This is a genomic window from Mesorhizobium sp. Arg314, assembly GCF_053714275.1.
Genome location: NZ_JBSKBP010000005.1, coordinates 106,227 through 130,782 on the forward strand (window position 1 = coordinate 106,227; position 24,556 = coordinate 130,782).

General features: G+C 64.5%; 26 protein-coding genes. 9 read left to right on the top strand and 17 right to left on the bottom strand.

The window, feature by feature from the left end:
- Window positions 1-28: 28 nt before the first annotated feature.
- The 11 genes from ACWGS9_RS07450 to ACWGS9_RS07500 form a co-directional block, all read right to left on the bottom strand.
- Window positions 29-1,126, bottom strand: coding sequence for a fatty acid desaturase family protein (locus ACWGS9_RS07450; protein ID WP_454504629.1), 1,098 nt, complete (start codon window positions 1,124-1,126; stop codon window positions 29-31).
- Between the two features lie 19 nt (window positions 1,127-1,145).
- Entirely contained in the window at window positions 1,146-2,060 is a 915-nt protein-coding gene (locus ACWGS9_RS07455; RefSeq protein WP_454504630.1) for a sugar phosphate isomerase/epimerase family protein, read from the bottom strand.
- A 50-nt stretch (window positions 2,061-2,110) separates the two neighbouring features.
- A complete protein-coding gene (locus ACWGS9_RS07460; RefSeq protein WP_454504631.1) occupies window positions 2,111-3,199 on the bottom strand; it encodes a Gfo/Idh/MocA family protein in 1,089 nt (362 codons plus the stop codon).
- A gap of 92 nt (window positions 3,200-3,291) precedes the next feature.
- The gene (locus ACWGS9_RS07465; protein ID WP_454504632.1) at window positions 3,292-4,356 is read right to left on the bottom strand and encodes an ABC transporter ATP-binding protein; all 1,065 of its coding nucleotides are present in this window, start codon (window positions 4,354-4,356) and stop codon (window positions 3,292-3,294) included.
- Complete coding sequence (locus ACWGS9_RS07470; protein ID WP_454504633.1) at window positions 4,356-5,144, bottom strand: ABC transporter permease; 789 nt, start codon at window positions 5,142-5,144, stop codon at window positions 4,356-4,358. Before ACWGS9_RS07470 ends, ACWGS9_RS07465 begins: the two co-directional genes overlap by 1 nt.
- The gene (locus ACWGS9_RS07475; RefSeq protein WP_454504634.1) at window positions 5,144-6,013 is read right to left on the bottom strand and encodes an ABC transporter permease; all 870 of its coding nucleotides are present in this window, start codon (window positions 6,011-6,013) and stop codon (window positions 5,144-5,146) included. The genes ACWGS9_RS07470 and ACWGS9_RS07475 overlap by 1 nt, the downstream gene beginning before the upstream one ends.
- Before the next feature lie 26 nt (window positions 6,014-6,039).
- On the bottom strand, window positions 6,040-7,119 hold the full coding sequence (locus ACWGS9_RS07480) for an ABC transporter substrate-binding protein (RefSeq protein WP_454504635.1): 1,080 nt from the start codon (window positions 7,117-7,119) through the stop codon (window positions 6,040-6,042).
- Between the two features lie 41 nt (window positions 7,120-7,160).
- Entirely contained in the window at window positions 7,161-8,135 is a 975-nt protein-coding gene (locus ACWGS9_RS07485; protein WP_454504636.1) for a PfkB family carbohydrate kinase, read from the bottom strand.
- Window positions 8,135-9,166 (bottom strand): ADP-ribosylglycohydrolase family protein, encoded by a 1,032-nt coding sequence (locus ACWGS9_RS07490; RefSeq protein ID WP_454504637.1) that lies wholly within the window; start codon window positions 9,164-9,166, stop codon window positions 8,135-8,137. Before ACWGS9_RS07490 ends, ACWGS9_RS07485 begins: the two co-directional genes overlap by 1 nt.
- Before the next feature lie 2 nt (window positions 9,167-9,168).
- Entirely contained in the window at window positions 9,169-9,894 is a 726-nt protein-coding gene (locus tag ACWGS9_RS07495) for a GntR family transcriptional regulator (protein WP_454504638.1), read from the bottom strand.
- 93 nt (window positions 9,895-9,987) lie between these two features.
- On the bottom strand, window positions 9,988-10,758 hold the full coding sequence (locus ACWGS9_RS07500) for an IclR family transcriptional regulator domain-containing protein (protein WP_454504639.1): 771 nt from the start codon (window positions 10,756-10,758) through the stop codon (window positions 9,988-9,990).
- A 107-nt stretch (window positions 10,759-10,865) separates the two neighbouring features.
- Here ACWGS9_RS07500 and ACWGS9_RS07505 point away from each other — a divergent pair, with 107 nt between their 5' ends.
- Genes ACWGS9_RS07505 through pcaF form a run of 3 tightly spaced genes read left to right on the top strand, consistent with a single transcriptional unit; the run spans window position 10,866 to window position 13,729 of the window.
- Window positions 10,866-11,723, top strand: coding sequence for a CoA transferase subunit A (locus tag ACWGS9_RS07505; RefSeq protein ID WP_454504640.1), 858 nt, complete (start codon window positions 10,866-10,868; stop codon window positions 11,721-11,723).
- Window positions 11,720-12,523, top strand: a complete 804-nt coding sequence (locus ACWGS9_RS07510; protein ID WP_454504641.1) for a CoA-transferase subunit beta — start codon at window positions 11,720-11,722, stop codon at window positions 12,521-12,523. Before ACWGS9_RS07505 ends, ACWGS9_RS07510 begins: the two co-directional genes overlap by 4 nt.
- Window positions 12,524-13,729, top strand: a complete 1,206-nt coding sequence (gene pcaF / locus ACWGS9_RS07515) for a 3-oxoadipyl-CoA thiolase (protein WP_454504642.1) — start codon at window positions 12,524-12,526, stop codon at window positions 13,727-13,729.
- A 13-nt stretch (window positions 13,730-13,742) separates the two neighbouring features.
- Here the strand turns inward: pcaF and pobA are convergent, their stop codons facing one another.
- From pobA to pcaD, 6 genes are read right to left on the bottom strand one after another with little or no spacing between them, the layout of a single operon-like run.
- A complete protein-coding gene (gene pobA / locus ACWGS9_RS07520) occupies window positions 13,743-14,915 on the bottom strand; it encodes a 4-hydroxybenzoate 3-monooxygenase (protein ID WP_454504643.1) in 1,173 nt (390 codons plus the stop codon).
- 59 nt (window positions 14,916-14,974) lie between these two features.
- Window positions 14,975-16,027, bottom strand: coding sequence for a 3-carboxy-cis,cis-muconate cycloisomerase (locus tag ACWGS9_RS07525; RefSeq protein ID WP_454504644.1), 1,053 nt, complete (start codon window positions 16,025-16,027; stop codon window positions 14,975-14,977).
- Window positions 16,028-16,038: 11 nt separating this feature from the next.
- Entirely contained in the window at window positions 16,039-16,653 is a 615-nt protein-coding gene (pcaG, locus tag ACWGS9_RS07530) for a protocatechuate 3,4-dioxygenase subunit alpha (RefSeq protein WP_454504645.1), read from the bottom strand.
- Window positions 16,653-17,405 (bottom strand): protocatechuate 3,4-dioxygenase subunit beta, encoded by a 753-nt coding sequence (gene pcaH, locus ACWGS9_RS07535; protein ID WP_454504646.1) that lies wholly within the window; start codon window positions 17,403-17,405, stop codon window positions 16,653-16,655. The genes pcaG and pcaH overlap by 1 nt, the downstream gene beginning before the upstream one ends.
- Window positions 17,398-17,796 carry a 4-carboxymuconolactone decarboxylase gene (pcaC, locus tag ACWGS9_RS07540; protein ID WP_454504647.1) on the bottom strand — a complete coding sequence of 133 codons (399 nt, stop codon included), beginning with the start codon at window positions 17,794-17,796 and terminating at the stop codon, window positions 17,398-17,400. The genes pcaH and pcaC overlap by 8 nt, the downstream gene beginning before the upstream one ends.
- A complete protein-coding gene (gene pcaD, locus ACWGS9_RS07545; protein ID WP_454504648.1) occupies window positions 17,789-18,601 on the bottom strand; it encodes a 3-oxoadipate enol-lactonase in 813 nt (270 codons plus the stop codon). Before pcaD ends, pcaC begins: the two co-directional genes overlap by 8 nt.
- Before the next feature lie 92 nt (window positions 18,602-18,693).
- Here pcaD and pcaQ point away from each other — a divergent pair, with 92 nt between their 5' ends.
- The 6 genes from pcaQ (at window position 18,694) to ACWGS9_RS07575 (ending at window position 24,554) form a co-directional block, all read left to right on the top strand.
- Complete coding sequence (gene pcaQ, locus ACWGS9_RS07550; RefSeq protein ID WP_454504649.1) at window positions 18,694-19,611, top strand: pca operon transcription factor PcaQ; 918 nt, start codon at window positions 18,694-18,696, stop codon at window positions 19,609-19,611.
- Window positions 19,612-19,791: 180 nt separating this feature from the next.
- Window positions 19,792-21,108 (top strand): ABC transporter substrate-binding protein, encoded by a 1,317-nt coding sequence (locus tag ACWGS9_RS07555; protein WP_454504650.1) that lies wholly within the window; start codon window positions 19,792-19,794, stop codon window positions 21,106-21,108.
- Between the two features lie 35 nt (window positions 21,109-21,143).
- A complete protein-coding gene (locus ACWGS9_RS07560; RefSeq protein ID WP_320309595.1) occupies window positions 21,144-21,875 on the top strand; it encodes an ABC transporter ATP-binding protein in 732 nt (243 codons plus the stop codon).
- On the top strand, window positions 21,872-22,600 hold the full coding sequence (locus ACWGS9_RS07565; protein WP_454504651.1) for an ABC transporter ATP-binding protein: 729 nt from the start codon (window positions 21,872-21,874) through the stop codon (window positions 22,598-22,600). The genes ACWGS9_RS07560 and ACWGS9_RS07565 overlap by 4 nt, the downstream gene beginning before the upstream one ends.
- Window positions 22,597-23,493: a branched-chain amino acid ABC transporter permease gene (locus ACWGS9_RS07570; RefSeq protein WP_454504652.1), complete on the top strand. Its 897-nt coding sequence runs from the start codon at window positions 22,597-22,599 to the stop codon at window positions 23,491-23,493. Before ACWGS9_RS07565 ends, ACWGS9_RS07570 begins: the two co-directional genes overlap by 4 nt.
- Window positions 23,490-24,554: a branched-chain amino acid ABC transporter permease gene (locus ACWGS9_RS07575; protein ID WP_454504653.1), complete on the top strand. Its 1,065-nt coding sequence runs from the start codon at window positions 23,490-23,492 to the stop codon at window positions 24,552-24,554. The genes ACWGS9_RS07570 and ACWGS9_RS07575 overlap by 4 nt, the downstream gene beginning before the upstream one ends.
- Window positions 24,555-24,556 lie beyond the last annotated feature (2 nt).

Sequence of the window (24,556 nt, forward strand, 5' to 3'; positions counted from 1 at the left end):
CGTCTTTCTCCGGATTGCTGTGCCACGCCTATTCGGCGGCCGCGTCCGTTATGTCGAGATCGTGGAACTCGCCGCGATAGGGCTTGGCCGTCGGCGGCAATTCGCGCCTGAGATAGTAGTCCTCGTATTTCAGCTGCCTGAGCAGCACCGGCCACACCTCGCGATAGGCGTGCCACATCGACGGGTTCGGCACCGGCAAATCGTGCTTGATCAAGTCATGCAGTTTCGGCAACGCGTGATAGGGCACCATCGGAAACATGTGATGCTCCACATGGTAGTTCATGTTCCAGTAGATGAACCGGCTGACCGGGTTCATATAGACGGTGCGCGTGTTGAGCCGGTGGTCGATGACGTTGTCGGCCAGCCCGATATGCTGCAGCAAGCCGGTCGTCACCATGTGCCAGGTGCCGTAGAGGCGCGGCAGGCCGATCAACACCAGAGGTATCCATGACCCAAGCGCGATCGCGACAGCGATCGTCGCGGCATACACGACCAGGTGCCAGCGCGCCGCGACAACCGCCCTCCTTTGCTCCATCTCCGGGATGTAGCTCTTCTCGTCGTCCGACAATTTGCCGAAGGCCTGGCGCACCAGCGCCGGCAGCGAATGGCGGAAATCGAGAATGCCGGTGAAGGCCAGCGCCGCCTTGATGAGATCGGGCGGTCGCATCACCGCGATTTCGGCGTCGCGGCCGACGATAATGGTGTCGGTGTGATGGCGCGCATGGCTCCAGCGCCACTGCACGGGATTGCGCATCAGCATGAACGAGGCGATGTGATAGACGACATCGTTCATCCAGCGCGTGCGGAAGGCGGTGCCGTGGCCGCATTCGTGCCAGCGCGAGTCGCTCGACGAGCCATAGAGCACGCCATAGACGAACAGGAACGGCACGATCCACCAACTGCCCCAGAACCAGACGATGCCGGCCGCGGAGCCCAGGATCGCGGCGATCCAGATGATGGTATCGCGGATCGCCGGCCCGTCGGAGCGCTGCATCAACTCTTTCATGGTCTTGCGCGCTACGTCCGTGTGATACCACTCGGCCGAGGCGAGCCCGGTCTCGACCGCCCGGCGCGTGCTTTCGCCGACAAGGCTGTAGTCGCGCTTCGTTCCGGCGGTTGTCGCCATCAATCACCTCCCCGGGGCGTCAGAGCCCGTTGGCGCGGAATTTTCTGTCGAGGAATTTCTTGGCGCGCGGCACGTCGTCTTCGGACAGATGCTCGATGATCACCGGGATGTTCGGATGCTTCTCGCTGAGCCGCTTCAGATAGAGATCGTAGTTGAGCGCGCCGAGCCCCGGGCCCGGCAGCTCGATTTCCCCGACGCCGCGGAACGTCAGCCCTTCATGCGCGTCCACGTCGCCGATGTCGGCATGCTTCTCGGCCTTGTCTGAGCCCGAGCGCTTCACGTCCTTGGCATGCGCTATTCTGATCTTGTCGGTGAGCGTGTCGAACACCTGGTTCAGCACTTGCTCCATGCGGTCGATATTGTGCGCCTCGAAGTAGTTGGTCGGATCCATCAGAAGGCCGAGGCCGGGATGGTCGACCTGGGCGAACATCCTCACCGTCTCCTCGACCGAACCGACGACGTTGTTGACATAGGTCTCGAGCAAGAACACCGCGCCGTGGTCGTACGCCGTCTGTGCGAGGTCGGAGATCACCTTGCGGCACTCCGCGAAGCCTTCCTCAGTCTTGTTCTTCGGATGATGCATCCAGTCGGATTCGGTGTTGTAGGTTCCGGTTTCCGAGATCACATAGGGCGAGCCGAATTCGCGCGCGTTGCGGATGATCTCCTTGAGATAGGCAAGCCGCTTTTCGCGCTCAACCTTGTCGGGGTGGATGATGTTCGTGTAGCCGGACACGCAGCAGATCGGCAGGTTGTGGTCTCGGAACGTGTCGCGCACCTTCCTTGCCTTGTCCCTGGTGATCTGACCGGCCGAGAGATCGATATCCTTGAAATGCAGGTCGAGCTGCACCGTGTTGAACCCGAGCGCGCGGATACGCCTGGCGACGTCCTCGAGCTCGTAGGGGAAATAGCCTGTGAAGATACCTGCCTGCATCATGAGGTGAAGTCCTCCCGGTAAGCGATTCTGTTGTCTTGCCTTCGACCGCCTCAGTCGATGCGGATTTCGGACAGCTTGACTGTGCGGCCTTCGGCCATCGACCGGTAGCCGGCCTCGACCAGCGCCATCGTCTTGACGTTGTCGGCAACGGAGAGCGCCGGCGGCGTACCGGCCTTCAGTGCATGCTGAAGCTGTTCCATCACGCCGATGAAGGCGTGGGGGAACCACATCGTCTCCCAGCTTGGACTAACCCATTCACCGCCCGTCGTCTCGGCCGAGGCATAGGTCAGCGTCGAGGCGACGCCCTTCGGCCAGCCGATCGTGCCCTTGGCGACGCCCATGGTGCCATCGACGCGCCAGGCGATGTGCTGGTCGTCCTGGTAGCCTTCCTGGCGCGGACCGGACCAGACGTCCTCCAGCGACACCGCAAACACGCCGGAGGGGAAGCGGAGTGTCGACACTGTGATGCCGTCGGAATGCTCGAACCTGGTGCGCGGGTCCTTGCGCGCAAGCGTGGTGATGTCGTCCGGATCGCCGAACAGGAAGCGCAGCACGTCGAGATGGTGCACGCTCATATTGGCGAGCGTCAGCCGGTCGTAACCGGCAAGGAAGGTCTGCCAGTGCGGGATCGCATGCATGTCGATCTCGGCAAACACGATCTCGCCCAGCGCGCCGCTGTCCATGATCTGCTTCAAGACGCGCATCGACTGGTCATAGCGCATGTTCTGGTTGACCGAGAGCATCTTGCCGGAAGCCGCCGCCTCGTCGCGCAGCTTGACCGCTTCCTCGACCGAAAGCGCCAGCGGCTTCTGCGCCAGAATCGCCTTGATATTCGGCTGCTTCAATGCGTGACGGATCAGCGCCGGCTGCTGGTCCGGTGGGAAAGCGAGGTCGACGATCTCGACGCGGCTGTCCTCTATCAGTTGCTCAGGCGTATCGTGTACGGTCGGAATGCTCCAGCGATCCGCGACCTTCTGCGCGTTTGACTTGGTGCGCGAAGCGATCGCCACCACCGGAAAGCCGGCTTCATGATAGGCGGCCAGATGGCATTCGGCCATGATCATGCCGGCGCCGATGCAGCCGATCCGGTAGTCCTTGACCCGGACTTTCACGTCCGGCTCGAAACCCATGCTTGCCATCCATTCCTCCGTCGAGGACTGGATATAACGCGATGGTCCGGGCTTCAGCCAAGTCCCGCGCCATCATTTCCCATCAGTGCCGGCGGTCGGGCCTATGCTGCGATCAGCACCGTGCTGTCCGGCGACCACCTGAGCACCACCGGCTCGCCTTCGGCCAACCGTCCGGCGCCGGTGTTCTGGACGATCACTTTCAGCGTCTGGCCTTCCCGGTCGACAAAGTAAGTGCTGTTGTTGCCGGCGAAGATGCGTTTTGAGACCCGCCCTTGGAGCGTGTTGGCGTCGGCTTGATCCGGTTTTGCCAGACCGGTCGAGATTTGAATCCGCTCGGGCCGAACCGCGCAGCTCGCCTTGGCGCCGGCCGGCACCGATGCGCCTGTCGAAGCCTCGATCGTCGTGCCGTCAGGCAGCTTGATCCCGGAGCCGGTCGCATCGCCGCGAAAGATGTTGGCGTCGCCGAGGAAGGTCGCGGCGAACTCACTTTGCGGCCTGTCGTAGATCTCTTCCGGCGGACCTTCCTGCACCAGTGTGCCGTCGCGCAGGATGCCTATGCGGTCGCTCATCGTCAGCGCCTCTTCCTGGTCGTGGGTGACGAAGATGGTGGTGATGCCGATCTCGCGCTGGATGCGCTTCAGCTCGATCTGCATGTCGACGCGCAGCGCCTTGTCGAGCGCGCCGAGCGGCTCGTCCAGCAAAAGCACGCGCGGCTTGGTGACGATGGCGCGCGCCAGCGCCACGCGCTGGCGCTGGCCGCCGGAGAGCTGATGCGGCCGGCGGCCGCCGAGCTTTCCGAGCTGTACGAGGTCGAGCGCGCGTTGCACTTCCGCTGCGATCGTCGCCTTCGCCTCGCCGCGCACCGAAAGCCCGAAGGCGACATTGTCGGCGACGCTCATATTTGGAAACAGCGCATAGTTCTGGAACACCATGCCGATGCAGCGCTTCTCGACAGGCACCCGCTCGACACTTTCGCCGCCGATGGCGATGCGGCCGGAGTCCGGAAAATCGAAGCCGGCGATCTGCCTGAGCAGCGTGGTCTTGCCGCTGCCCGATGGGCCGAGCAGCGCATAGAAGCCACCATCGGCAAAATCGATCGAGACGTCGTCCAGCGCCTTGTGGGCGCCGAAGCTGCGGGAGACGTTCGCTACCTGGACGCCGGCCATTATTTCTCTCCGCCGAATTTGAAGAAGCGTGCCGTCAGCAGCATGAGCGCCATGGAAACGACAATGATGATCGTCGAAACCGCGTTGATCTCGGGCGTGAAGCCCTTGCGGATCGCGGCATAGATTTCGACCGGCAGCGTCGTCTGGCCGGGTGTCGACAGGAAATACGAAACCACGAACTGATCGAACGACACGGCGAAGGCGAACAGCCCGCCGGCGATCACACCAGGCATGATCCAAGGCAGCGTGACGCGCATGGTCACTTGCCACTGGTTGGCGCCGAGCGAGCGCGCCGCTTCTTCCAGCTCAGGCGCGAAGGTCTGCAGCCGTGCCGAGACAACGACGATCACATAAGGCAGCGCCAGCGCCACATGGCCGAGCAGGATGGCGATGAGCCCGCGGCCGATGCCGACGCCGAAGAAGAAGATCAGCATCGCCGTGCCGGTGATCAGCCACGGAATGGCGATCGGCGGGAAGAGCAGCGCCTGCAGGAATTTCTTGCCGCGAAACTCGTAGCGGTAGAGCGCCAGCGAGGCCATCGCGCCCAGCGTCGTTGAGATGATCGTGGTGATGACGGCGATCTCGATGCTGTTCCATGTCGCCGCGATCAGCTGGTCGTTGTGCCAGAGCGAAGCATACCAGTCCGTCGTCCACTCGAACGGCAATTGGTAGAAGGGCGATGTGTTGAACGACATCAGCGCCATGATGATGATCGGCAGATAGAGGAAGGCGAGCAAAAGCACGATGTAGAAGCGCCCGAGCCATTCGAGGATGCGCGTCGTCGCCATCAGCCTGCCCTCCGCAAAACTGGAGCGGCCAGTGCCAGGATGATCAGCACGACCGCGAGCAGGATGAAGGAGAGTGCCGCGCCCAGCGGCCAGTTGAAGACGGCGACGAACTGGTCCTCGATGACTGTGCCGTAGAAGGTACCGGTGCGGCCGCCGAGGATGCGCGGCTCCATGAAGGAGCCGACCACCGGCACGAAGATCAGCGCTGAACCCGCGATCAGGCCCGGCATCGACAGCGGGATGATCACCCGCCACAACACCTGCCGCCGCGAGGCGCCGAGCGACCGGCCGGCCTCGATCAGCGAGTCGTCGATGGCCTGCAGCGTCAGATAGCAGGTGAGCACCATGTAGGGCACGTAGGAGTGCACCAGGCCGATGATGACGGCGGGATAGGAGTACATCAGATCGATGTTGATCTTGAACGGCAGCACCGCGTTGAGCGTCGTATCGAGGATGCCGCCCTCGCGCAGCACCATCGCCCACGAGAAGATGCGCACCAGCCCGTTCGACCAGAACGGCAGGATGACGAGCAGGAAGATCGCCTCGCGGCTGCGCCCCTTCAGCACCTTGGCCAGCACATAGGCTGCCGGATAGCCGATGACGACGCACCACAGCGTAACCTCGAGCCCGAGACGCAGTGATGCGAGCAGCAGTTTCGAATAGAGGCTTTGCGAAAAGAAGGCCGCGTAATTGCCGAGCGTGAACGACCACTCCTTCCCGGCCAGCGGCAGGTCGGTCATGAACGAGAAGAACACCATGGCCGACAGCGGCAGGAAGATCGCCACCGTCAACCACAGATAGGCGGGAAGGAGAAGCGGCAGGGCGGGCCTCAATTCGCGGCGCGAACCGATCGCAAGCTGGTCAGCCATTTTGCCTCTCCTCCCAAAGACGCCTCTTACTTCACGTTGACCTTCAGCTCCTGCCACAGCGCCAGATACTTCTCGCGCTGCTCGTCGGTGATCGGCGCCTGGAACTGGATGCGCTTGGCGACCTCCGGATCACCCATCACCTTGCGGTTGAAGGCATCCTCAGGCAGGGCGTCGACCGCCTTGGTGTTGGCCGAGACCGGCGCGCCGACCTTGGTGACCCATTCGACGTAGAATTTCGGGTCGATCATGTAGTTGATGAAGGCCTCGGCGCCGGCGACGTTCTTCGAGCCGACGGGGATCGAGAAGGCGTCGAGCCAGGCGACCGAGCCTTCTTGCGGGATGACCAGCGAGACCGGCAGCTTGAAATGTGTCTTGGCGCGGTCGGCCGAGCCGCTCCAATAGGTGCCGATGTCGATCTGGTTGGAGGCGACCATCTGGTTCCAGTCGTTCTCCGAGCTCCAGAACGTCTTGATCTGCGGCATCAGCGAGGTGAGCTTCGCCTTGACCGCTTCCATATCCTTGATGTCGTTGATGTTCTGTCCCGACGCGAGAGCGCCGAACTGCACCGCCTCGACCGCGTCGTCGCGGATGATGACGCGGCCCTTATGCGCCGGGTCCCACATCTCGGTGATGCTCGTCGGCGGCTTGTCGAAGGATTTTTCGTTGATGGCCAAAGCGGTCAAGCCCCAGACCCACGGCACGCCATAGACCTTGCCGTCATGATTGAGCATCGGCGAGCCGGCCTTGTCCTTGGCGATGTCGGCATAGTTGGAAAGTTTTGAGACATCGATCGGCTGGATCAGCTTGCCGGCCATCGCCTGGTCGTTGAAGGCGGCATTGATCATGACGACGTCGTAGAGGCCCGGATTGGTCCGGATCTTGGTCAGCATCTCCTGTTCGGAGTTGAAGAAGTCGTTGACCACCTTGAAGCCGGTCGCCTTCTCGAAATTGGCGACCGCCCACGGCTCGTCGGCGCCATAGCCTTTCCAGTTGAGCACATGCACTTCCTCGGCTGCTTGTGCTGCCAAAGGGAATGCGCAAACCGTGAATGCGGAGACGAAGACGGCGGTCGCCGTCAGGAAAGCGGTCAGTCTGGGCATGCGCATGTTTGTTTTCCTCTCATTGTTTTGCCCGGTTGATGGGCTCGTTAAGTTGCAGTCGCTTCCTCTCGGCCATGCGCGGTCGTTGCTGGGCCGTGCTGGTTCAGGAATTCCTCGATTTCTTCATGGGTGGGCGCCGAGGAGCCTCCATGACGGGTGACGGAAAGGGCCGCCGCGGCATTGGCGTAGCGGGCCGCCTCACAGGGCGGCGTGCTCCGCGACAATGCGCTGACGAAGGCGCCGATATGCGTGTCGCCGGCGCCATTGGTATCGACGGCCTCCACCTTGAAGCCGGGCACCGCGCGGGTGCCGCCATCGGCCATGCGCACAAGGCAGCCATGCGCGCCGGCGCGGATGACGACGCCCTCGGCCCTGGGGCAGTGGTCGGCGAGCAATCGGATGGCGACGGTCTGAGCATCGCCGGCGCCGGCGATTTCGGCGGCCTCGTTGGTGTTGCAACTCAGCCAGGTCGTGCGCGCGAGAACCCTGTCCAGGATCGGCCGCGGAATGCCGGCGATCACCGGCGTCGGGTCGAAGACAAAGGGAATGCCGGCTGGCAGCGCCTCGATCCAGTCGGTGAGCACGTCGCGGCTGCCGGGGTAGCTCAGCGTGTAGCCGGAGGTGAAAACCCAGTCCCCTGCCATGATCGTGACAGGCGCCATCATGTCCGATGTGAGCTGGCTCTCGGCCCCCGGCCACGAAACAAAGGTGCGTTCGGCGTCGCCGCTGATCATGGCAACGCAATTGCCGCTGTCCATCGAGACCGACGGCGGCGTCAGCGTCTCGATACCTTCAGTCGCGAAAGCGGCGCGCAGGAAGTCGCCGTCAGGTCCGGTGCCGAGCTGGCCGCCGAACACAACCTTCATGCCGGTGCGGCTTGCCGCGACCATCATGTTGAAGCCGCCGCCGGCGACCCGCGCGTAGCTCGTCGCGGTCTTTTCCGTGCCAGCCGCCGGCAAGGCATCGATGCGGTAGACATAGTCGACCACAGCGCTGCCGACATGGACGAGCCGCCCGCTCATCAGGCGTCCTCCTTGCCTGGACCGGCCTTGGAGTCGCGGGCGGCGACCAGATCGACAGCCAACGCGCGGACGTCCGCGATGTCGATGCCACGCAGCTGGGCGATACGATCCTGCGGCAGCTTCGACAGGCCGGCGCAGGCGCCGGCCATGCCGGCGGCGATGGCGCCGATCGTGTCGGTGTCACCGCCGAGATTGGCTGCGATGACCGCAGCCCGCCATGCATCGCCTTGCGCGACTTCCAGCACCGCGAATGCCGCCGGCACCGATTCCTGGCTGGCGACGCCGGTACCGATAAGGTCGACGATCAGCTTGATTGCTTCTTTTTCCGCCTTGCCGCGAACAAGCGCCTGCGCCCAGAGAATGCGCGCGGCGATGTCGCCGCCGGTGACCCAATGGCCGAGCGCAGCGCCAAGTCGTGCCGCTGCGGCCGCATGGCCGCAAGCGGCACGCCAATCGCCACCCGAGACACCGAGACTGACAGCGGCAGCGACCGCGGCAGCCGATGCAATGGCGATCGAGGTGTTGTGCGTGGCCCGGCAGGTCTGAGCGACCTTGGCGACGAGAGCGTCGAGCGGCTCCGGCGGCATCATGATGCCGACCGGCGCGATGCGCATCGCCGCACCGTTGGTGTCGCCGCTGCGCCCAGCCTCTTCGGCCGGCACGCCGCTGTTGATGGCGTCGATGGCGCGCTTGGTCGATGGTCCAAGCAGGTCATAGCTGCCGCGCGCCTTGACGTCGCGCTCCCAGTCGAGCAGCGCGTTGACCCAGCGCGCATGGTCGAAACGCTCGCCGGACTCGACAAGGATACGGCCAAGCAACAGCGCCTGTTCGGTATCGTCGGTAATCGTGCCGGCCGGCAGCCCTTTCGATACCGGGTGATCGGCTGAAGGCGCGACGAAATCCTCGACATGGCCGTAGAGCCCGGCGATGCGGGCCGGCGACAGAAGCTGCGTCGGCATGCCCAGCGCATCGCCAAGCGCCCCGCCGATCAGCGCGCCCATTGCCCGATCCATCGAGGCAGCGTCCGCCATGCTCAGAACTCCAGATGGAGCGCGAAATGCGCCGGGTTGAGCAGGCTGGTGACGAATTCGATGGCGCGTCCGTCGGCGGCGCGCGTCAGGCGGCGTGTGCGCAGGAACGGCGTGCCGGGCGCGCAGTCGAGGATCGCGGCGTCGGCGGCGCTCAGCATCTCGATATCGACCCATTCCTCGCCGTGGTCGGGAACCAGCCCAGCCCCGCGCAGCGTCTGGTGCAGCGTGCCTTCGCGCAGGCCGCGCAGCGGTATGTCTTCCAATTCGGGCGACAGCGGCAGGCGGCTGCGCTCGATCGAGATGGCGTGGCCGTCATCGGCATTGGTGCGGGCGCGGTCGACGGCGATGAACGACGAGCTCTCGACCCCGAGCCTGGCCGCCAGTTCCGCGTCCTCGATAACCTCGAGCCGCAATGTGCGGGTCTCGGCATTGGCGCCCGCATTGGCAAGCGCGCGTGACCAGCCGATCGCGTCATCGACCGGCATGCCGTCGAAGGTGACGAAGGAGCCGATGCCGACCTTGGTGGTGATGAGCCCCCGGCTCGACAGTTCTTCAAGCCCCTTGCGGACTGTGTTGCGGCTGACGGAGAAGCGCTGGACGAGCTCGTTCTCGCTCTGCAGGCGGTCGCCGAAGCCGAGCAGGCCGGAGCGTATCTCATGCTCCAGAACCGTCGCGATCTGCTCCGGCTTGCCCGTGCCGGGAGTGAGCTGTATCGCGCGACGGGCCATATCGATACCTGTTCAGTGAACCTGTATAATCCTGTTCATTATCGTATCTGAAATAAAGCGTCAACGGCCTTCGCCCAGACGATCGATTGGGCGTTAAACGAAGAAGAACTCCTCGATGCGCCGCTTGGCCTTGCGAAGCACCGGCAAGATGTCGCGCTCCATCGCCTCGACCGAGAAACGGGCCGACTGCGTCGAGACGTTGATGGCAGCGACAGTGCGGCCGGCGCGATCTATGATCGGTACCGCGATCGAGCGCAGTCCGAGTTCGAGTTCCTCGTCGACGATGGAAAAGCCATCTGCCCTCGCCTTGTCGATGGCCTTGCCGAGCGCGGCGCGGCCGGTGATCGTCTTCGACGTTCGCCGCTCGACCGTCATTTGCGTCAGGAAGGTGTTCAAGTCATCCGCCGGCAGGCCGGAAAGCAGCACCCGCCCCATCGAGGTGCAGTATGCCGGCAGCCTCGTGCCGACATCCAGCGCCACGCTCAAGATACGCCGTCCGGGAATGCGCGCGACATAGACGACGTCCTCGCCCGACAGCACAGCCGCGTTGCAGGCTTCGTCGAATTTGCCGGCCACCTCGCGCATGATGGGCGCCGCGAAGGTCCAGAGCGAAGCGCCGCCGAGCCAGGTCCGCGCGACGGTCAAAAGACGCGTCGAGAGCGAAAACAGCCGGCCGGATTGCGTTGCGTAGCCCGTGGCAACCAATGTCAGCAGAAAGCGGCGGGCGCCCGCGCGGGTGAGATCCGCCTCCTCGGCCATCTCGGTCAGCGTCATGCCGGCCGGATGGCGCGCGAGGATTTCCATCACCGCCAGGCCGCGTTCCAGCGAGCCGACATGATCGCGTGAAGTAGCTTTCTCTTCCACGAACGTCTCCAGGCCGGCGTTGACTCTTCGCAACGATTGGAGCTAGAAGTATCTCATATAAAACATATGTTCGCAATACGAACTTCTTCAATCGAAGGAGCCTGGAGATGGTCAAGTTCCTGCCGCTGAAAGAAGCGGTCACGGAAAATCTACATGACGGCGATGCGGTCGCTTTCGAGGGCTTCACCCATCTGATCCCGACCGCCGCGGCGCATGAGGCGATCCGCCAGGGCTTTCGCGATCTGACGCTCATCCGCATGACGCCCGACCTGATCTACGACCAGATGATCGGCATGGGCATGGCGAGGAAGATCGTTTTTTCCTATCTCGGCAATCCGGGCGTCGGCCTGCTCAGGCGCGCCCGAGACGCCATCGAGAACGGTTTTCCCCGCGCCATCGAGGTCGAGGAGCACAGCCACGCCGGCATGGCCAACGCCTATGAAGCGGGCGCCGCTGGCCTGCCCTGCGCGGTATTCCGCGGCTATCGCGGCGCCGGTCTGGCTGAAGTCAATCCGAACATCAAATCCGTCACCTGCCCGTTCACCGGCGAGGTGCTGGCTGCTGTCCCGGCGATAAGGCCGGACGTCACCTTGATCCACGCGCAGAAGGCGGACCGGAAAGGCAACGTGCTGGTCGAAGGCATCATCGGCATCCAGAAAGAGGCAGCTCTTGCCGCAAAGCGCGCTGTGGTGACGGTCGAGGAAGTGGTCGACAATTTCGACGACCTCCACCCCAACCTCACCGTGCTGCCGAACTGGACGATCGCGGCGATTTCGGTCGTGCCGGGCGGCTCGCACCCCTCCTACACGCATGGCTACTACGAGCGCGACAACGCCGCCTATCTCGAATGGGACGAGATCGCCGCCGACCGCGACCGCTTTCAGGCGTGGATCCGCAAGAACGTCATCGAGAGCAGCGCGGACGACTTTGCCGGCCGTGTCGAGCATCTGAGGAAAGCCGCATGAGCGACGCTGACAATCTGGGGTTCACCCCAAACGAGATGATGACGATTGCCGCCAGCCGCGCCTTGAAAGGCGACGATGTCTGCTTCGTCGGCATCGGCGCGCCGTCGGCCGCCTGCAACGTCGCGCGGCTGACGCATGCGCCTGACATCACGCTGATCTATGAGAGCGGCACCATCGGCACAGCCCCGAACGTGTTGCCGCTGTCGATCGGCGACGGCGAACTGTGCGAGACGGCGGTCACCACCGTCGCGGTGCCGGAGATGTTCCGCTACTGGCTGCAGGGCGGCCGCATCTCGATCGGCTTCCTGGGTGCCGCCCAGCTCGACAAATTCGGCAATATCAACACCACCGTCATCGGCGACTATGCGCATCCCAGGACCCGCCTCCCCGGCGGCGGCGGCGCGCCGGAGATCGCCACCTCGTCGAGACAGGTCTACATCACCATGGCGCAGTCGAAGCGCGGCATGGTCGAGAAGATCGACTTCTTCACCTCCTTCGGCCATGGCGACGGTGGCGATCACCGCAAGCGGCTCGGCATCGACACGGCCGGCCCGACGCTTCTGATCACCGACCTCGCCATCTGGAAACCCAATCCGGTCACCAAGGAATTCACCGTCGTCTCGCTGCATCCCGGCATCACGCGCCAGCAGGTTCAGGACACTTGTGGCTGGACGGTCAAGTTCGCCGAGGCCCTTGACGAGACGCCGGCGCCGACGGAACTCGAGCTGAAGACATTGCGCGACCTGCAGGCCCGCACCAAGGCGGCGCATGCGGGAACCGCCAAAGGGAAAGCTGCATAAATGGCTGAAGCCTTCATCTGCGATTACATCCGCACACCGATCGGCCGCTTTGGCGGTTCGTTGTCCTCTGTGCGCGCCGACGATCTTGGCGCCATCCCGATGAAGGCACTCATGGAGCGCAATGCCGGCGTCGACTGGGCGGCAATCGACGACGTCGTCTATGGCTGCGCCAACCAGGCCGGCGAGGACAACCGCAACGTGGCGCGCATGGCGCTGCTGCTTGCCGGCCTCTCGCAGGAAATCCCGGGTTCGACCGTCAACCGCCTGTGCGGCTCGGGCATGGATGCCGTCACCATCGCCGCGCGCGCCGTCAAGGCCGGCGAGGCCGAGCTGACGATTGCCGGTGGCGTCGAATCGATGAGCCGCGCGCCCTTCGTCATGCCGAAGGCCGACACCGCCTTCTCACGCAATGCCGAAATCCACGACACCACCATCGGCTGGCGTTTCATCAACCCGCTGATGAAGAAACAGTATGGCGTCGATTCCATGCCGGAGACCGGCGAGAACGTCGCCGAGGATTTTTCCGTCAGCAGAGCCGATCAGGACGCCTTCGCCGTCCGCAGCCAGGACAAGGCGGTGGCCGCGCAAGCCAATGGCCGGCTGGCGAAAGAGATCACGCCGGTGGCCATCCCGCAGAAGAAGGGCGATGCAATCATTGTCTCGAAAGACGAGCATCCCCGCGCCGGCACGACCATCGAAGCACTGGCCAAATTGCCGACGCCGTTCCGCCTGGGTGGCACTGTCACCGCCGGCAATGCCTCCGGCGTCAATGACGGTTCCGCCGCGCTGATCATCGCCTCCGAAGTGGCGGCGAAGAAGCATGGCCTGACACCGATCGCCCGTATCCTCGGCGGTGCGGTCGCAGGTGTGGCGCCGCGGATCATGGGTATCGGCCCGGCGCCGGCCACGAAGAAACTTTGCGCCCGCCTCGGCCTGACGCCGGAGCAATTCGATGTCATCGAATTGAACGAAGCCTTCGCCTCGCAGGGCATTGCCGTGCTCCGCCAACTCGGAATTTCCGAGAAGGCGGAGCATGTCAACCCTAATGGCGGCGCCATCGCGCTCGGGCACCCGCTCGGCATGTCGGGCGCGCGCATCACCGGCACGGCAGCGCTCGAGTTGCGCGAACGCGGCGGCAAACTGGCTTTAGCCACCATGTGCATCGGCGTCGGCCAGGGGATTGCGATCGCGCTGGAGCGGGTTTGACCGCTCACGCAGATCAATACGGCAGCCCGACGTAGTTTTCGGCGAGTGCCGTCGATGCAGCTTTGGAATGCACGAGGTAATCGAGCTCGGCTTCCTGGATGCGCTGACCGAATTCGCCCGTCTCGGGAAAACGGTGCAGCATCGTCGTCATCCACCAGGAGAAGCGCACCGCTTTCCAGACACGCGCCAGCGCCTTGGCTGAGTAGGCGTCGAGCCCGGCCTGCGATCTGTCGGAAAAGAACTCGCGAAGCCCGGCAAAGAGATAGCGCACGTCGCTGGCAGCGAGATTGAGGCCCTTGGCGCCGGTCGGCGGCACGATGTGGGCGGCGTCGCCGACAAGGAACAGCCGGCCGAAGCGCATCGGCTCGGCGACGAAGGAGCGCAGCGGCGCGATCGACTTCTCGAAGGATGGACCGGTGGTGACGGCGGCGGCCGTCCGCGGCGGTAACCGACGGCGCAACTCATCCCAGAAGCGCTCGTCCGACCAGGCCCCGACGCGCTCATCGGCGGGAACCTGCACATAGTAACGGCTGCGCTGCGGCGAACGCATCGAGCAGAGTGCAAAGCCGCGCTCGTGATTGGCATAGACCAGCTCGGGGTCGGCGGGCGGCACCTCGGCCAGCACGCCCAGCCAGCCGAACGGATATTGCCGCTCGAAAGTCTTCAGCGCGCCCTCCGGCGCCGAGCGGCGGCTGACGCCGTGGTAGCCGTCGCAGCCGGCGATGAAGTCGCAGTCGATGCGATGCGTCGCGCCGTCCTTGTCGTAGGTGACGAAGGGCGATGCGCCGCCGAAATCATGCAGCGCGACATTCGACGTTTCATAGACGGTGACGTGTCCCGCCGCCTCGCGCTTATCCATCAGATCGTGCGTCACCTCGGTCTGCCCGTAGACGGTGACATGCCTGCCGCCGGTGAGCGCCGTGAGGTCGATGCGGTGCAGTCGCCCGTCGAAGGCGAGCGAGATGCCGGAATGCGGTAGCCCCTCGGCGTGCAATCTATCCGCGGCGCCCGCTTCGCCGAGCAGGTCGACCGTGCCCTGTTCGAGCACGCCGGCGCGAACGCGCCCGAGAACATGCTCGCGGCTCGACCGATCGAGGATGATTGTCTCGACGCCGATGCCGGCGAGCAACTGGCCAAGCAGCAGGCCGGACGGTCCGGACCCAATGATAGCGACCTGCGTGCGCATTAGATCCCTTCACACATGTCGTTCTCCCGAAACCACCGCGCACTTTTGGGCGACATGCGTCAGTGTCCAAGACTTTCAATCTGGGCAGCAAGCTCGGCCGCAAGCCTGAGCGCGGCCGCCGTCGCCACCACCATTTGCGGCAGGATGAGCCATTCCAGCGTCCAGGCCGCACCCGACCGTTCCTGCTCGTGCACCAGCGCCTGATGCATCCCGGAGAGCTGGACGGCATTGAAGCGCGCCAGCGTCACCAGCGCTTCGGCCTTCACCGGGTTCTGCTTGTGCGGCATGGCCGACGAGCCGCCACCGCTGGACAGCCTGATGTCGGAGGCCGTCTGCGCCATCAGCGCAACGTCGTGCCCGAACTTGCCGAGGCTACCGGTCACCAGCGACAGCCAGCCGGCGAACTCGGCGAGCGCGTCGCGCTGACTATGCCATTGCGACGCGTCGGTAAGACCGAGCTTCGCGGCAAGTGCGGCGCGGACAGCGGCGGCCTTGTCGCCGAGCTTTTCCAGCGTGCCGGCGGCACCGCCGAACTGCACCACCATCAATCGGCCGGAGAGCTCTTTCAAGCGTTCCTGGTGACGCTCAAGCGGCGCTCGCCACGAAACGATCCGATCACACGCGGTTACGGGAATCGCCGGCTGCATGCGCGTCATCGCCATGAGCTCACGGTTTCCGAACTCCAGCTCCACGCCGGTGAGGCGGACGATGTTCTCGCCAAGCAGCAGGCTGATATGGTCGATAACCTGCCGCAGCCGCAGCATCAGCGAAGTGTCGATGACATCCTGGCTGGTGGCGCCGAAATGGACGTATGCATCGTGCGGCACGCCGACCGCGACTTTGATCTGCCGAACCAGTTCCGGCACCACGACGCCATCCTTGGTAACGCCAGTCCGCAGCTTCGCCGTGTCCGGCCGGAACGACGCCAGCGCTTTCACGATCGCCGCCTCGGCATCACGCGGGATGACGCCGCACCCGGCTTCCGCCGCTGCCAGTGCCCCCTCGAAACCGAGCATAGCGGCGATTTCGGCTTCGACGGAAAAATGCCTTGCCGCCTCTTCGTCGCCGAGCAGGCCGGAAAGCAGCGGGTGATCGAAGGGCGAAACGGTCATGGCGGTTGCGGTCAGCTGTCGAAGAAGACCGTCTCCTTTTCGCCCTGCAGGTGGACATCGAAAACGTAACTATCGCCCTGGCGCTCGGCGATCAGCGTCGGCACGCGCTGGCGATGTTCGATGCGCGCAAGGATCGGGTCCTCGGCGTTGGCCTTTTCCTCATCCGAGAAGTAAAGCCTGGTGTGCAGGCCGATATTGATGCCGCGCGCCACGATCCACAGCGTGATATGCGGCGCCATCAGCCGGCCGTCGCGGAATGGCACGCGGCCCGGCTTGATCGTGTGGAACAGGCAGACCCCGGTTTCCATGTCGGTCGGCTGCCGGCCCCATCCTGAGAAATTCGGGTCGGCGGCGCCGCGCAATTCCGCGGGCGAATTGTAGAGACCATCGGCATCCGCCTGCCAGACCTCGACGAGCGCATCCTTGAGCGGTGTGCCGGTGCCGTCGAGCACGCGGATGCGCAATTCGATCCGCTCGCCCTTGGTCTCACCGTCGACCATGGTCGAGCCGAGGTCGCTCGCATAGACGCCGCCGATGCCGCAGAAATTGGGCGTCAGCCCGATATGCCCATAGGGTCCGGCGGTCTGCGAAGGGCTTTCCTTCAGCCGGTCGAGCGACTGCGCCATCAATTGCCCTCCGGCCGGTTCTCGAACAGCGTCGAGCGGCGCCCGCGCAGCACGATGTCGAACTTGTAGGCAAGCGCGTCCATCGGAATGGTCGAGTGCATGTCGAGCGCGGCGATCAGCGCCTCGACCGCGGCCTTGTTGGAAATGCCGCCGACGATCGGACAGCGCCAGATCAGCGGATCGCCCTCAAAATACATCTGCGTGATCAGCCGCTGCGCGAAGCCGTGGCCGAACACGGAAAAATGGATATGCGCCGGCCGCCAGTCATTCGGGCCGTTCGGCCACGGATAGGGCCCGGGCCTGACGGTGCGAAAGGCATAGCCGCCATCGTCACCGGTGATCGTGCGGCCGCAGCCGCCGAAATTCGGATCGAGCGGCGCCAGATAGCCGTCCTTCTTGTGCCGGTAGCGTCCGCCGGCATTGGCCTGCCAGAATTCGAGCAGGACGCCGGGCACGCCCTTGCCGCGCTCGTCGAGCACGCGTCCATGGACGATGATGCGCTCACCGATGGCGCTCTCGCCGGCCTCGGCGAAGTTGTGAATCAGGTCGTTGTCGAGCTCGCCGAGCATCGCGTGCCCGAACACCGGGCCGGTGAGTTCCGACAGCGTGTTGTCGAACGACAGCAGCGCTTTTTGCGGCGAGCGCAGAACCGAGCTCTTGTAGCCCGGCGTGAACGCCGCCGGGTGCCATTGGCGGTCGCGCTGGAAGAAGACGCCGGTCTCCGGCGCCCGGTTGGAGCCGGGCTCAGCCATGGTCGGCTTCGTCCATCTGTGCGAACACCTCCTTGGCGATCTTGAAGGCGCGGTTGGCGGCCGGCACGCCCGCATAGATCGCGACATGCAGGAAGGCCTCGCAAATGTCGTCGCGCGAGGCGCCCGTATTGGCGGTGGCGCGCACATGCATGGCGACCTCCTCGTCATGGCCGAGCGCTGCAAGCAGCGCCAGCGTCACGATCGAACGCTCGCGTTTCGACCAGCCGGGCCGCGCCCATACCGTTCCCCAGGCGGCTTCGGTGATCAGTTGCTGGAAAGGTCGGTCGAAATCGGTCGCGGCATCTTCGGCGCGGTCGACATGCGGACTGCCGAGCACCGAGCGGCGGACCTCGATACCGGTCCGGTAGCGGTTCTTCGCAACATCATCCATGAGCAGACCTTCCCTCAGGCAACGAGGCGACGAAATCGCGGATCAAAGTGGCGAGCGCTTCGGGCTGCTCGATGCAAGGGATGTGTCCGGCATTGCGGATCACTTCGAAGCGTGCGCCGGGGATCAGCTCGGCCAGCGAGCGGACAAGGTCAGGCGGCGTCGAACTGTCCTGATCGCCGACGATGCAAAGCGTCGGCACCGCGATGCGCCGCGCGCTGTCGGTGAAATCGGCATCGCGAACCGCCATGCAGGTGCCGATATAACCAGGCAGCGCCTGCCTGGTCAGCATGTTGCGGCAGCCGGCAAGCTCGGCGCCGCGCCTGGTATGGAACTCCGGCGTGAACCAAACTTTGAGCACGCCGTCGGCAATCGCCTCGATGCCGTCGCGCTCGATGGTTGCGATGCGCGTTTTCCAGCTTTCGGCGGTGCCGATCTTATGCGCCGTGTCGCTGAGGATCAGCGCTTCTACGCATTTGGGATGGCGGGTATAGAGCCGCTGCGCGATCATGCCGCCGACGGAGAGGCCGAAGAGCACGACCTTGTCGAAGCCGAGGTGATCGATGAGGGCGACCAGATCATCGACATGGTCGTCGATCGAGCGCACGCCGCTCCCGATATCGGAAAGCCCGTGGCCGCGCTTGTCATAGACGAGCATCGGCATTTCGCCCGTCAGTTTCGCGACGACGTCGTCCCAGATCCGGAAGTCGGTGCCCAGCGAATTGATGAAGATGATCGGACGCGACGCGCCGGTCGCCTCGATATGGCGGTGATGCAGCGTGACGCCGCCTATGCTGACGAATGGCACGATTTCGATCCTCCAAAGCCACATTGCACGAGCTGTTTGGTTCGGTAAAATGATATTTTGCGGCGTTTCATTAACTCTGAGGTTATCGAACTATGGCCGAAAGCCGGATCCGCTTCCGCCATTTGCAGGCGTTTCTCGAAGTCGCGCGGCAGGGCAGCGTCGCGCGTGCAGCCGACTTCCTGCATGTCAGCGCGCCGGCCGTGACCAAGACCTTGCGTGAGCTGGAGGAGGCGCTCGGCGTGGCGGTGGTCGAGCGCGACGGGCGCGGCATCCGTGTCACGCGTCTCGGCGAAATCTTCCTCGGGCATGCCGGTTCGGCGATTTCGGCGCTGAAGCGCGGCGTCGATTCCGTGCGCCAGGACGGCGCCCTCAATCGCGACCCGATCCGCATCGGCGCGCTTCCGACCGTATCGGCGCGGGTGATGCCGCTCGCAATGAACCTGTTCCTCGGGGAAAACACCGGCGCCGCGCTCAAGATCGTCACTGGCGAGAACGCGGTGCTGCTCGAGCAGCTGCGCATCGGCGCGCTCGATCTCGTCGTCGGCCGGCTCGCGGCGCCCGAGCACATGACCGGCTTCTTCTTCGAGCATCTCTATTCCGAACAGGTGCTGTTCGTCGTGCGGGCCGGGCATCCATTGGCAGAGCCGGGGACAGACATCTTCGCGCAACTCGACGAGTTTCCCGTCCTGATGCCGACGCGGGAATCCGTTATCCGGCCTTTCGTCGACCGTCTCTTCATCACCAATGGCATGACCGCGCCGGCTACGGAGATCGAAACCGTCTCGGACTCCTTCGGCCGCTCCTTCATGCGCCAAAGCAATGCCGTATGGATCATCTCAGCCGGCGTCGTCGCCAACGAAATCGCAAGCGGCGCCTTCGTCGCCTTGCCCGTGGATACGCAGGAGACCAAGGGGCCGGTGGGCTTGACCATGCGCACCGACACCGCGCCCTCGCCCGCCTTCACCATCCTCTTGCAGACCATCCGCGAGGCAGCACGGCACCACGCCTGACAGTCCGGTTAGTGGTTCGAATTCCGCTAACCCAGGGGTTAATGAAACACCGTAAAATATCATTTTACCGAACCAAACTGCTAGTGCAATGTCACTTCGGAGGATCGAAAGCCGTGCCGTCCGGCCGCAAACGGAAGACCCGTTTGCCGTCGCGCCGGGCGGCCACTGAGGGAGGAGCAGATGTCTCACATTATCGGCACCAAACCCGTCATATCGGGCATTTCACGACGCCAGTTCATCGCCACTTCGGTGGCCGGCGGCGCAGCGGTCGCATTCGGCCGCGGCAAGGCCTTTGCGCAGGCCCCCGACACGCTCAAGGTCGGCTTCGTCAGCCCACGCACCGGCCCGCTCGCCGGTTTCGGCGAGACCGACGGCTATGTGCTCGATCTTGCCCGCAAGGCTCTGGCCAATGGCATCGAGCTCGGCGGCAAGAAATACAGCGTCGAGATCATCGATCAGGACACCCAGTCGGATCCGTCACGCGCCGGCCAGCTCGCCAAGGACCTGATCAACAACCAGGGCATCGACCTAATGCTCGCGGTCTCCACACCGGAGGTCATCAACCCGGTGGCGGACGCCTGCGAGGCGGCCGGCGTACCTTGCCTGTCGACGGTGATGCCATGGGAGGCCTGGTATTTCGGCCGCGGCGCCAAGCCGGGCGCCCCCTCGCCTTTCAAATGGACCTATCATTTCGGCTTCGGTGTCGGCGAGTTCTTCAAGACCTATATCTCGCAGTGGAACCTGATCGAGACCAACAAGAAGGTCGGCGTCATGTATCCCAACGACGCCGACGGCAATGCCATCCGCGCAAACCTTGCGCCGCTGCTCGCCAAGCAGGGCTTCACCATCGTCGATCCCGGCGCCTACGAGACCGGCACCACCGACTATTCCTCGCAGATCGCGCTGTTCAAGCAGGAAGGCGTCGAGATCTTCAACTCCTTCCCGATCCCGCCCGACTTCGCCGCCTTCTGGCGTCAGGCCGCGCAGCAGGGCCTGACCCGGCAGATCAAGATCGCCCAGGTGGCCAAGACCGGCTTGTTCCCCTCCGACATCGAGGCGCTCGGCGACCTCGGCATGAAGATTTCGAGCGCCGCCTATTGGCACAAGGCCTTCCCCTACAAGTCGCCGCTGACCGGCGTTTCTGGGGTTGAGCTTGCCGATGGCTATGAGAGGACAAGCGGCAAGCAGTGGACGCAGCAGCTCGGCGCCTCGATGTCGCTGCTCGACGCCGGCTTCGAAGCCTTGAAGGCGAGCGTCAACGCCAAGGACAAGGCGGCGGTCGCCAAGGCGCTGAGCACGCTGAAGACCGAAACCATGATCGGCAAGGTCGACTTCACCAGCGGCCCGGTCGCCAATGTCTCGCCCGGCCCGATCATCGGCACGCAATGGGTCGCTGCCAAGGAAGGCAGCAAATTCCCGCTCGACTATGTCGTGACCGAGAACGCCACCGACCCGAAAGTGCCGGTCGAGGCCAAGCTCCAGCCGTATAACGGCTGATCTTTCGAACGCGTGAGGACCGCATCGTGAACGCTATGCCCAACGGTGCGATCCTCAGCGCCGCCGGCATCCACAAACGCTTCGGCGCGCTTGTGGTGCTGGACGACATCGACTTCGCCATGGGCGCCGAAGAGGCGGTCGGCATCGTCGGCCCCAACGGCGCCGGCAAGACCACGCTGCTCAGCGTGCTCTCAGGCGCCTATCCGCCGAGCGCCGGAACGATTGCTTTCAAGGGCGATGACGTGACGGCGCTGCCGGCCACGCAGCGCTGCCGGCTGGGTCTGGTGCGCACCCACCAGGTGCCGAAACCTTTCGGCGGCATGACCGCTTTCGAGAATGTCTTCGTCGCCGCGTCACATGGCGCCGGGCTCGGCCGCGACGAGGCTTACGAGGAAGCGCTCGGCTCGCTGAAGCTCTGCGGCATGCTGGGCGTCGCCAACCGCCGCGCCGAGACGCTCGGACTGCTCGACCGCAAGCGGCTGGAACTGGCGCGTGCGCTGGCGGCAAAACCGACACTGCTTCTGCTGGATGAGATCGGCGGCGGCCTGACCGATGGCGAGGCCGGCGAGCTTGTCGAGACCATCCGCGAATTGCGCCGCCGCAAGATCGGCATCGTCTGGATCGAGCATATCGTCCACATCCTGCTGCAGGTGGCCGAGCGCCTTATCTGCATGGATGCCGGCAAGATCATCGCCGACGGCGAGCCGCAACAGGTCATGGCCGACCCGCAAGTGATCGGCGCCTATCTCGGCGGAGGCCCGAAATGAGCCTGCTGTCGGTCGAAGATCTGGTTGTCCGGCATGGCTTGCTGCAGGCGGTGCGCGGCGTCAGCTTCAGCATCGAGCGCGGCGAGACGCTGGCGTTGGTCGGCGCCAACGGCGCGGGGAAGACGACACTGCTCAGGGCAATCGCCGGCGCGCACCAGGCCGCTTCCGGCCGCGTGGTCTTCGACGGCGACGACCTTTCCGGCGTGCCTTCGCATGAACGTGTCCGCAAGGGCATGGCGTTGGTGCCCGAGGGCCGACGGCTTTTCGTGCAGATGACAGTCGAGGAGAATCTCCTGCTTGGCCGCACCGCCGGGCGACCGGGCGAGTGGAGCGTCGAGCGCGTGCTCGACACCTTCCCCAACCTCAAGCCACGCCGCCACGCCAAGGCCGGGCATCTCTCGGGCGGCGAGCAGCAAGCGACCGCGATCGGCCGGGCGCTGATGAGCAATCCCGACCTGCTCCTCCTCGACGAAGTCTCGCTCGGCCTGTCGCCGCTGGTTGTCGACCGCGTCTATGCCTCGCTGCACGGGTTGATCAGTTCCGGCACGACGATCGTCCTCGTCGAACAGGACCTCAACCGTGCGCTCTCCGTTTCCAACAAGATCATCTGCATGCTGGAAGGCCGGATCGTGTTCGCTGGCGGCAGCAAGGAGATTTCACGCGACGAGGTGACCAAGGCCTATTTCGGCCTGCACCGGAAAGGCGCCGGAGGCGTGCCGGCGTGAGCAATCAGATCCTCCAGGGCATCCTGCTTGGCGGCTATTATGCGCTGATCGCCTGCGGCCTCTCCTTCATGTTTTCGGTGATGCGCATCATCAACCTGGCGCATGGCAGCCTTGCCGTGCTGTCGGCCTTCGCGCTCTGGCTGCTTGCCTCGCGCTTTCACATCCCGCCTTTCCTCGGCCTGCTTGCTGTCCTGCCGCTGATGGCGGTGATCGGCTGGGCCTTGCAGCGCTTCCTGCTCGAGCGCAGCGCGCGCGGCGGCGCGCTGCTGCCGATCCTCACCACCTTCGGTCTCGCCATCGTCATCGACAATGTGCTCTTCGAGCAGTTCGGCGCTGACACCCGCTCGCTGGCGCCCTTCATCGGCAACCTGTCCTACGATTCCTGGGAATGGCCAGGCAGCATCTATGTCGGCAAGCTCGCGGTGATCATCTTCGTTGCCGCCGTCGTCCTGCTCGGCGGGCTGCAGCTCTTCCTCACCCGCACCGGGCTCGGCCGCTCGATCCGTGCCACCTCGGAAGACCCTGACACGGCTGGTCTCGTCGGCGTCGATGCGCGCCGCGCCAACGCCGTCGCCGCGGCCATCGCCATGGTGACGGTCGGTCTCGCCGGCGCCTTCCTCGGCATGCGCGCGACCTTCGATCCCTATGCCGGCGCCACGCAACTTCTGTTCGCCTTCGAGGCGGCCGTCATCGGCGGCGCCGGCTCGCTCTGGGGCACGCTGATCGGCGGCATCGTTCTGGCGCTCGCCCAGACGCTCGGCGCCGAGATACACCCGCAAGGTTTTCTCATTGGCGGCCATGTCGCTTTCCTAATCGTTTTGTTCATCCGGCTCCACACCTCCGGCCTCGGCCTGCGTGACTTGCTGCGTCTCTCCACGGGGAAGCCATCATGAGCGTCGCCTCGCCCGTCATAGAGCGCGGCACCGCCGCCTCGCGCATCGCCGGCATCGGAGTAGTTGGCATCATCCTGCTGCTCGCCATCGCGCCGCAGTTCCTGTCCGCCGGCGCGGTCGACCGCATGACCGCGCTGTTCATCTATGTGATCCTCGCCGCGATGTGGAACGCGCTCGCCGGCTTCGGCGGGCTGGTGTCGGTCGGCCAGCAGGTGTTCTTCGGCCTCGGCGCCTACTTCGCCATCCGGCTTGCCAATGCCGGCATGAACCCGTTCGTCTCGCTGTTTGTGTCGGCGATCATCGTCGGCGTGGTGTCGTGGCCGATCTCGCTGTTCATGCTGCGCCTGAAGAATGGCGAGTTCGCCATCGGCATGTGGGTGATCGCGGCGCTTACGCACCTTCTCGTCAATCTCGACCGGCTGATCCAGGGCGAGACCGGCACGTCGCTGATTGCGCTCAACGTCTACGACGCATCGACGCGCAGACTGACGATCTACTGGCTGGCACTGGCCTCGATGGCGGCGTTGCTCGCGATCCTGTTCGGCCTGCTGCGCGGCAGCACCGGTGCTGCCATCCGCGCCATCCGCGACAATGAGGATGCCGCCGCCTCCGTCGGCGTGCGCGTCACCGGCACCAAGCGACTGCTCTTCGTGCTTGCCGCCTTCGGCATTGGCGTTGCCGGCGCGCTGTGGCTGGCGACCGCCATCACCTTCCAACCAAAAACCTATTTCAACGTGCAGTGGACCGCCTACATGATCTTCATGGTGCTGGTCGGCGGCATCGGCACCTTCGAAGGCGCCATCATCGGCTCGCTGCTCTTCTTCCTCATCGAGACCTGGTTCGGCGGCACCGGCGTCTGGTACCTGATCGGGCTCGGCGCAACGGCGCTCGTCTTCTCGCTGCTCCTGCCGCGCGGCCTATGGGGAACACTCGAGGAGCGCTTCGGTTGGCGGCTGCTGTCTGTCGGCTACCGCGTCAGGCTTCCCGCTATTGGCGCAGCAGACCCTGCCACCGACACAACTGCGCCGACACAGACAACGACACATCGGGAGAAGGCATGAGC

Excerpts from the sequence above, each read along its gene's own strand:
- ACWGS9_RS07450 (WP_454504629.1), bottom strand. The coding sequence starts at position 1,126 with ATGGCGACAACCGCCGGAACGAAGCGCGACTACAGCCTTGTCGGCGAA.
- ACWGS9_RS07455 (WP_454504630.1), bottom strand. The coding sequence starts at position 2,060 with ATGATGCAGGCAGGTATCTTCACAGGCTATTTCCCCTACGAGCTCGAG.
- ACWGS9_RS07460 (WP_454504631.1), bottom strand. The coding sequence starts at position 3,199 with ATGGCAAGCATGGGTTTCGAGCCGGACGTGAAAGTCCGGGTCAAGGAC.
- ACWGS9_RS07465 (WP_454504632.1), bottom strand. The coding sequence starts at position 4,356 with ATGGCCGGCGTCCAGGTAGCGAACGTCTCCCGCAGCTTCGGCGCCCAC.
- ACWGS9_RS07470 (WP_454504633.1), bottom strand. The coding sequence starts at position 5,144 with ATGGCGACGACGCGCATCCTCGAATGGCTCGGGCGCTTCTACATCGTG.
- ACWGS9_RS07475 (WP_454504634.1), bottom strand. The coding sequence starts at position 6,013 with ATGGCTGACCAGCTTGCGATCGGTTCGCGCCGCGAATTGAGGCCCGCC.
- ACWGS9_RS07480 (WP_454504635.1), bottom strand. The coding sequence starts at position 7,119 with ATGCGCATGCCCAGACTGACCGCTTTCCTGACGGCGACCGCCGTCTTC.
- ACWGS9_RS07485 (WP_454504636.1), bottom strand. The coding sequence starts at position 8,135 with ATGAGCGGGCGGCTCGTCCATGTCGGCAGCGCTGTGGTCGACTATGTC.
- ACWGS9_RS07490 (WP_454504637.1), bottom strand. The coding sequence starts at position 9,166 with ATGGCGGACGCTGCCTCGATGGATCGGGCAATGGGCGCGCTGATCGGC.
- ACWGS9_RS07495 (WP_454504638.1), bottom strand. The coding sequence starts at position 9,894 with ATGGCCCGTCGCGCGATACAGCTCACTCCCGGCACGGGCAAGCCGGAG.
- ACWGS9_RS07505 (WP_454504640.1), top strand. The coding sequence starts at position 10,866 with ATGGTCAAGTTCCTGCCGCTGAAAGAAGCGGTCACGGAAAATCTACAT.
- ACWGS9_RS07510 (WP_454504641.1), top strand. The coding sequence starts at position 11,720 with ATGAGCGACGCTGACAATCTGGGGTTCACCCCAAACGAGATGATGACG.
- pcaF (WP_454504642.1), top strand. The coding sequence starts at position 12,524 with ATGGCTGAAGCCTTCATCTGCGATTACATCCGCACACCGATCGGCCGC.
- pobA (WP_454504643.1), bottom strand. The coding sequence starts at position 14,915 with ATGCGCACGCAGGTCGCTATCATTGGGTCCGGACCGTCCGGCCTGCTG.
- ACWGS9_RS07525 (WP_454504644.1), bottom strand. The coding sequence starts at position 16,027 with ATGACCGTTTCGCCCTTCGATCACCCGCTGCTTTCCGGCCTGCTCGGC.
- pcaG (WP_454504645.1), bottom strand. The coding sequence starts at position 16,653 with ATGGCGCAGTCGCTCGACCGGCTGAAGGAAAGCCCTTCGCAGACCGCC.
- pcaH (WP_454504646.1), bottom strand. The coding sequence starts at position 17,405 with ATGGCTGAGCCCGGCTCCAACCGGGCGCCGGAGACCGGCGTCTTCTTC.
- pcaC (WP_454504647.1), bottom strand. The coding sequence starts at position 17,796 with ATGGATGATGTTGCGAAGAACCGCTACCGGACCGGTATCGAGGTCCGC.
- pcaQ (WP_454504649.1), top strand. The coding sequence starts at position 18,694 with ATGGCCGAAAGCCGGATCCGCTTCCGCCATTTGCAGGCGTTTCTCGAA.
- ACWGS9_RS07555 (WP_454504650.1), top strand. The coding sequence starts at position 19,792 with ATGTCTCACATTATCGGCACCAAACCCGTCATATCGGGCATTTCACGA.
- ACWGS9_RS07560 (WP_320309595.1), top strand. The coding sequence starts at position 21,144 with ATGCCCAACGGTGCGATCCTCAGCGCCGCCGGCATCCACAAACGCTTC.
- ACWGS9_RS07565 (WP_454504651.1), top strand. The coding sequence starts at position 21,872 with ATGAGCCTGCTGTCGGTCGAAGATCTGGTTGTCCGGCATGGCTTGCTG.
- ACWGS9_RS07575 (WP_454504653.1), top strand. The coding sequence starts at position 23,490 with ATGAGCGTCGCCTCGCCCGTCATAGAGCGCGGCACCGCCGCCTCGCGC.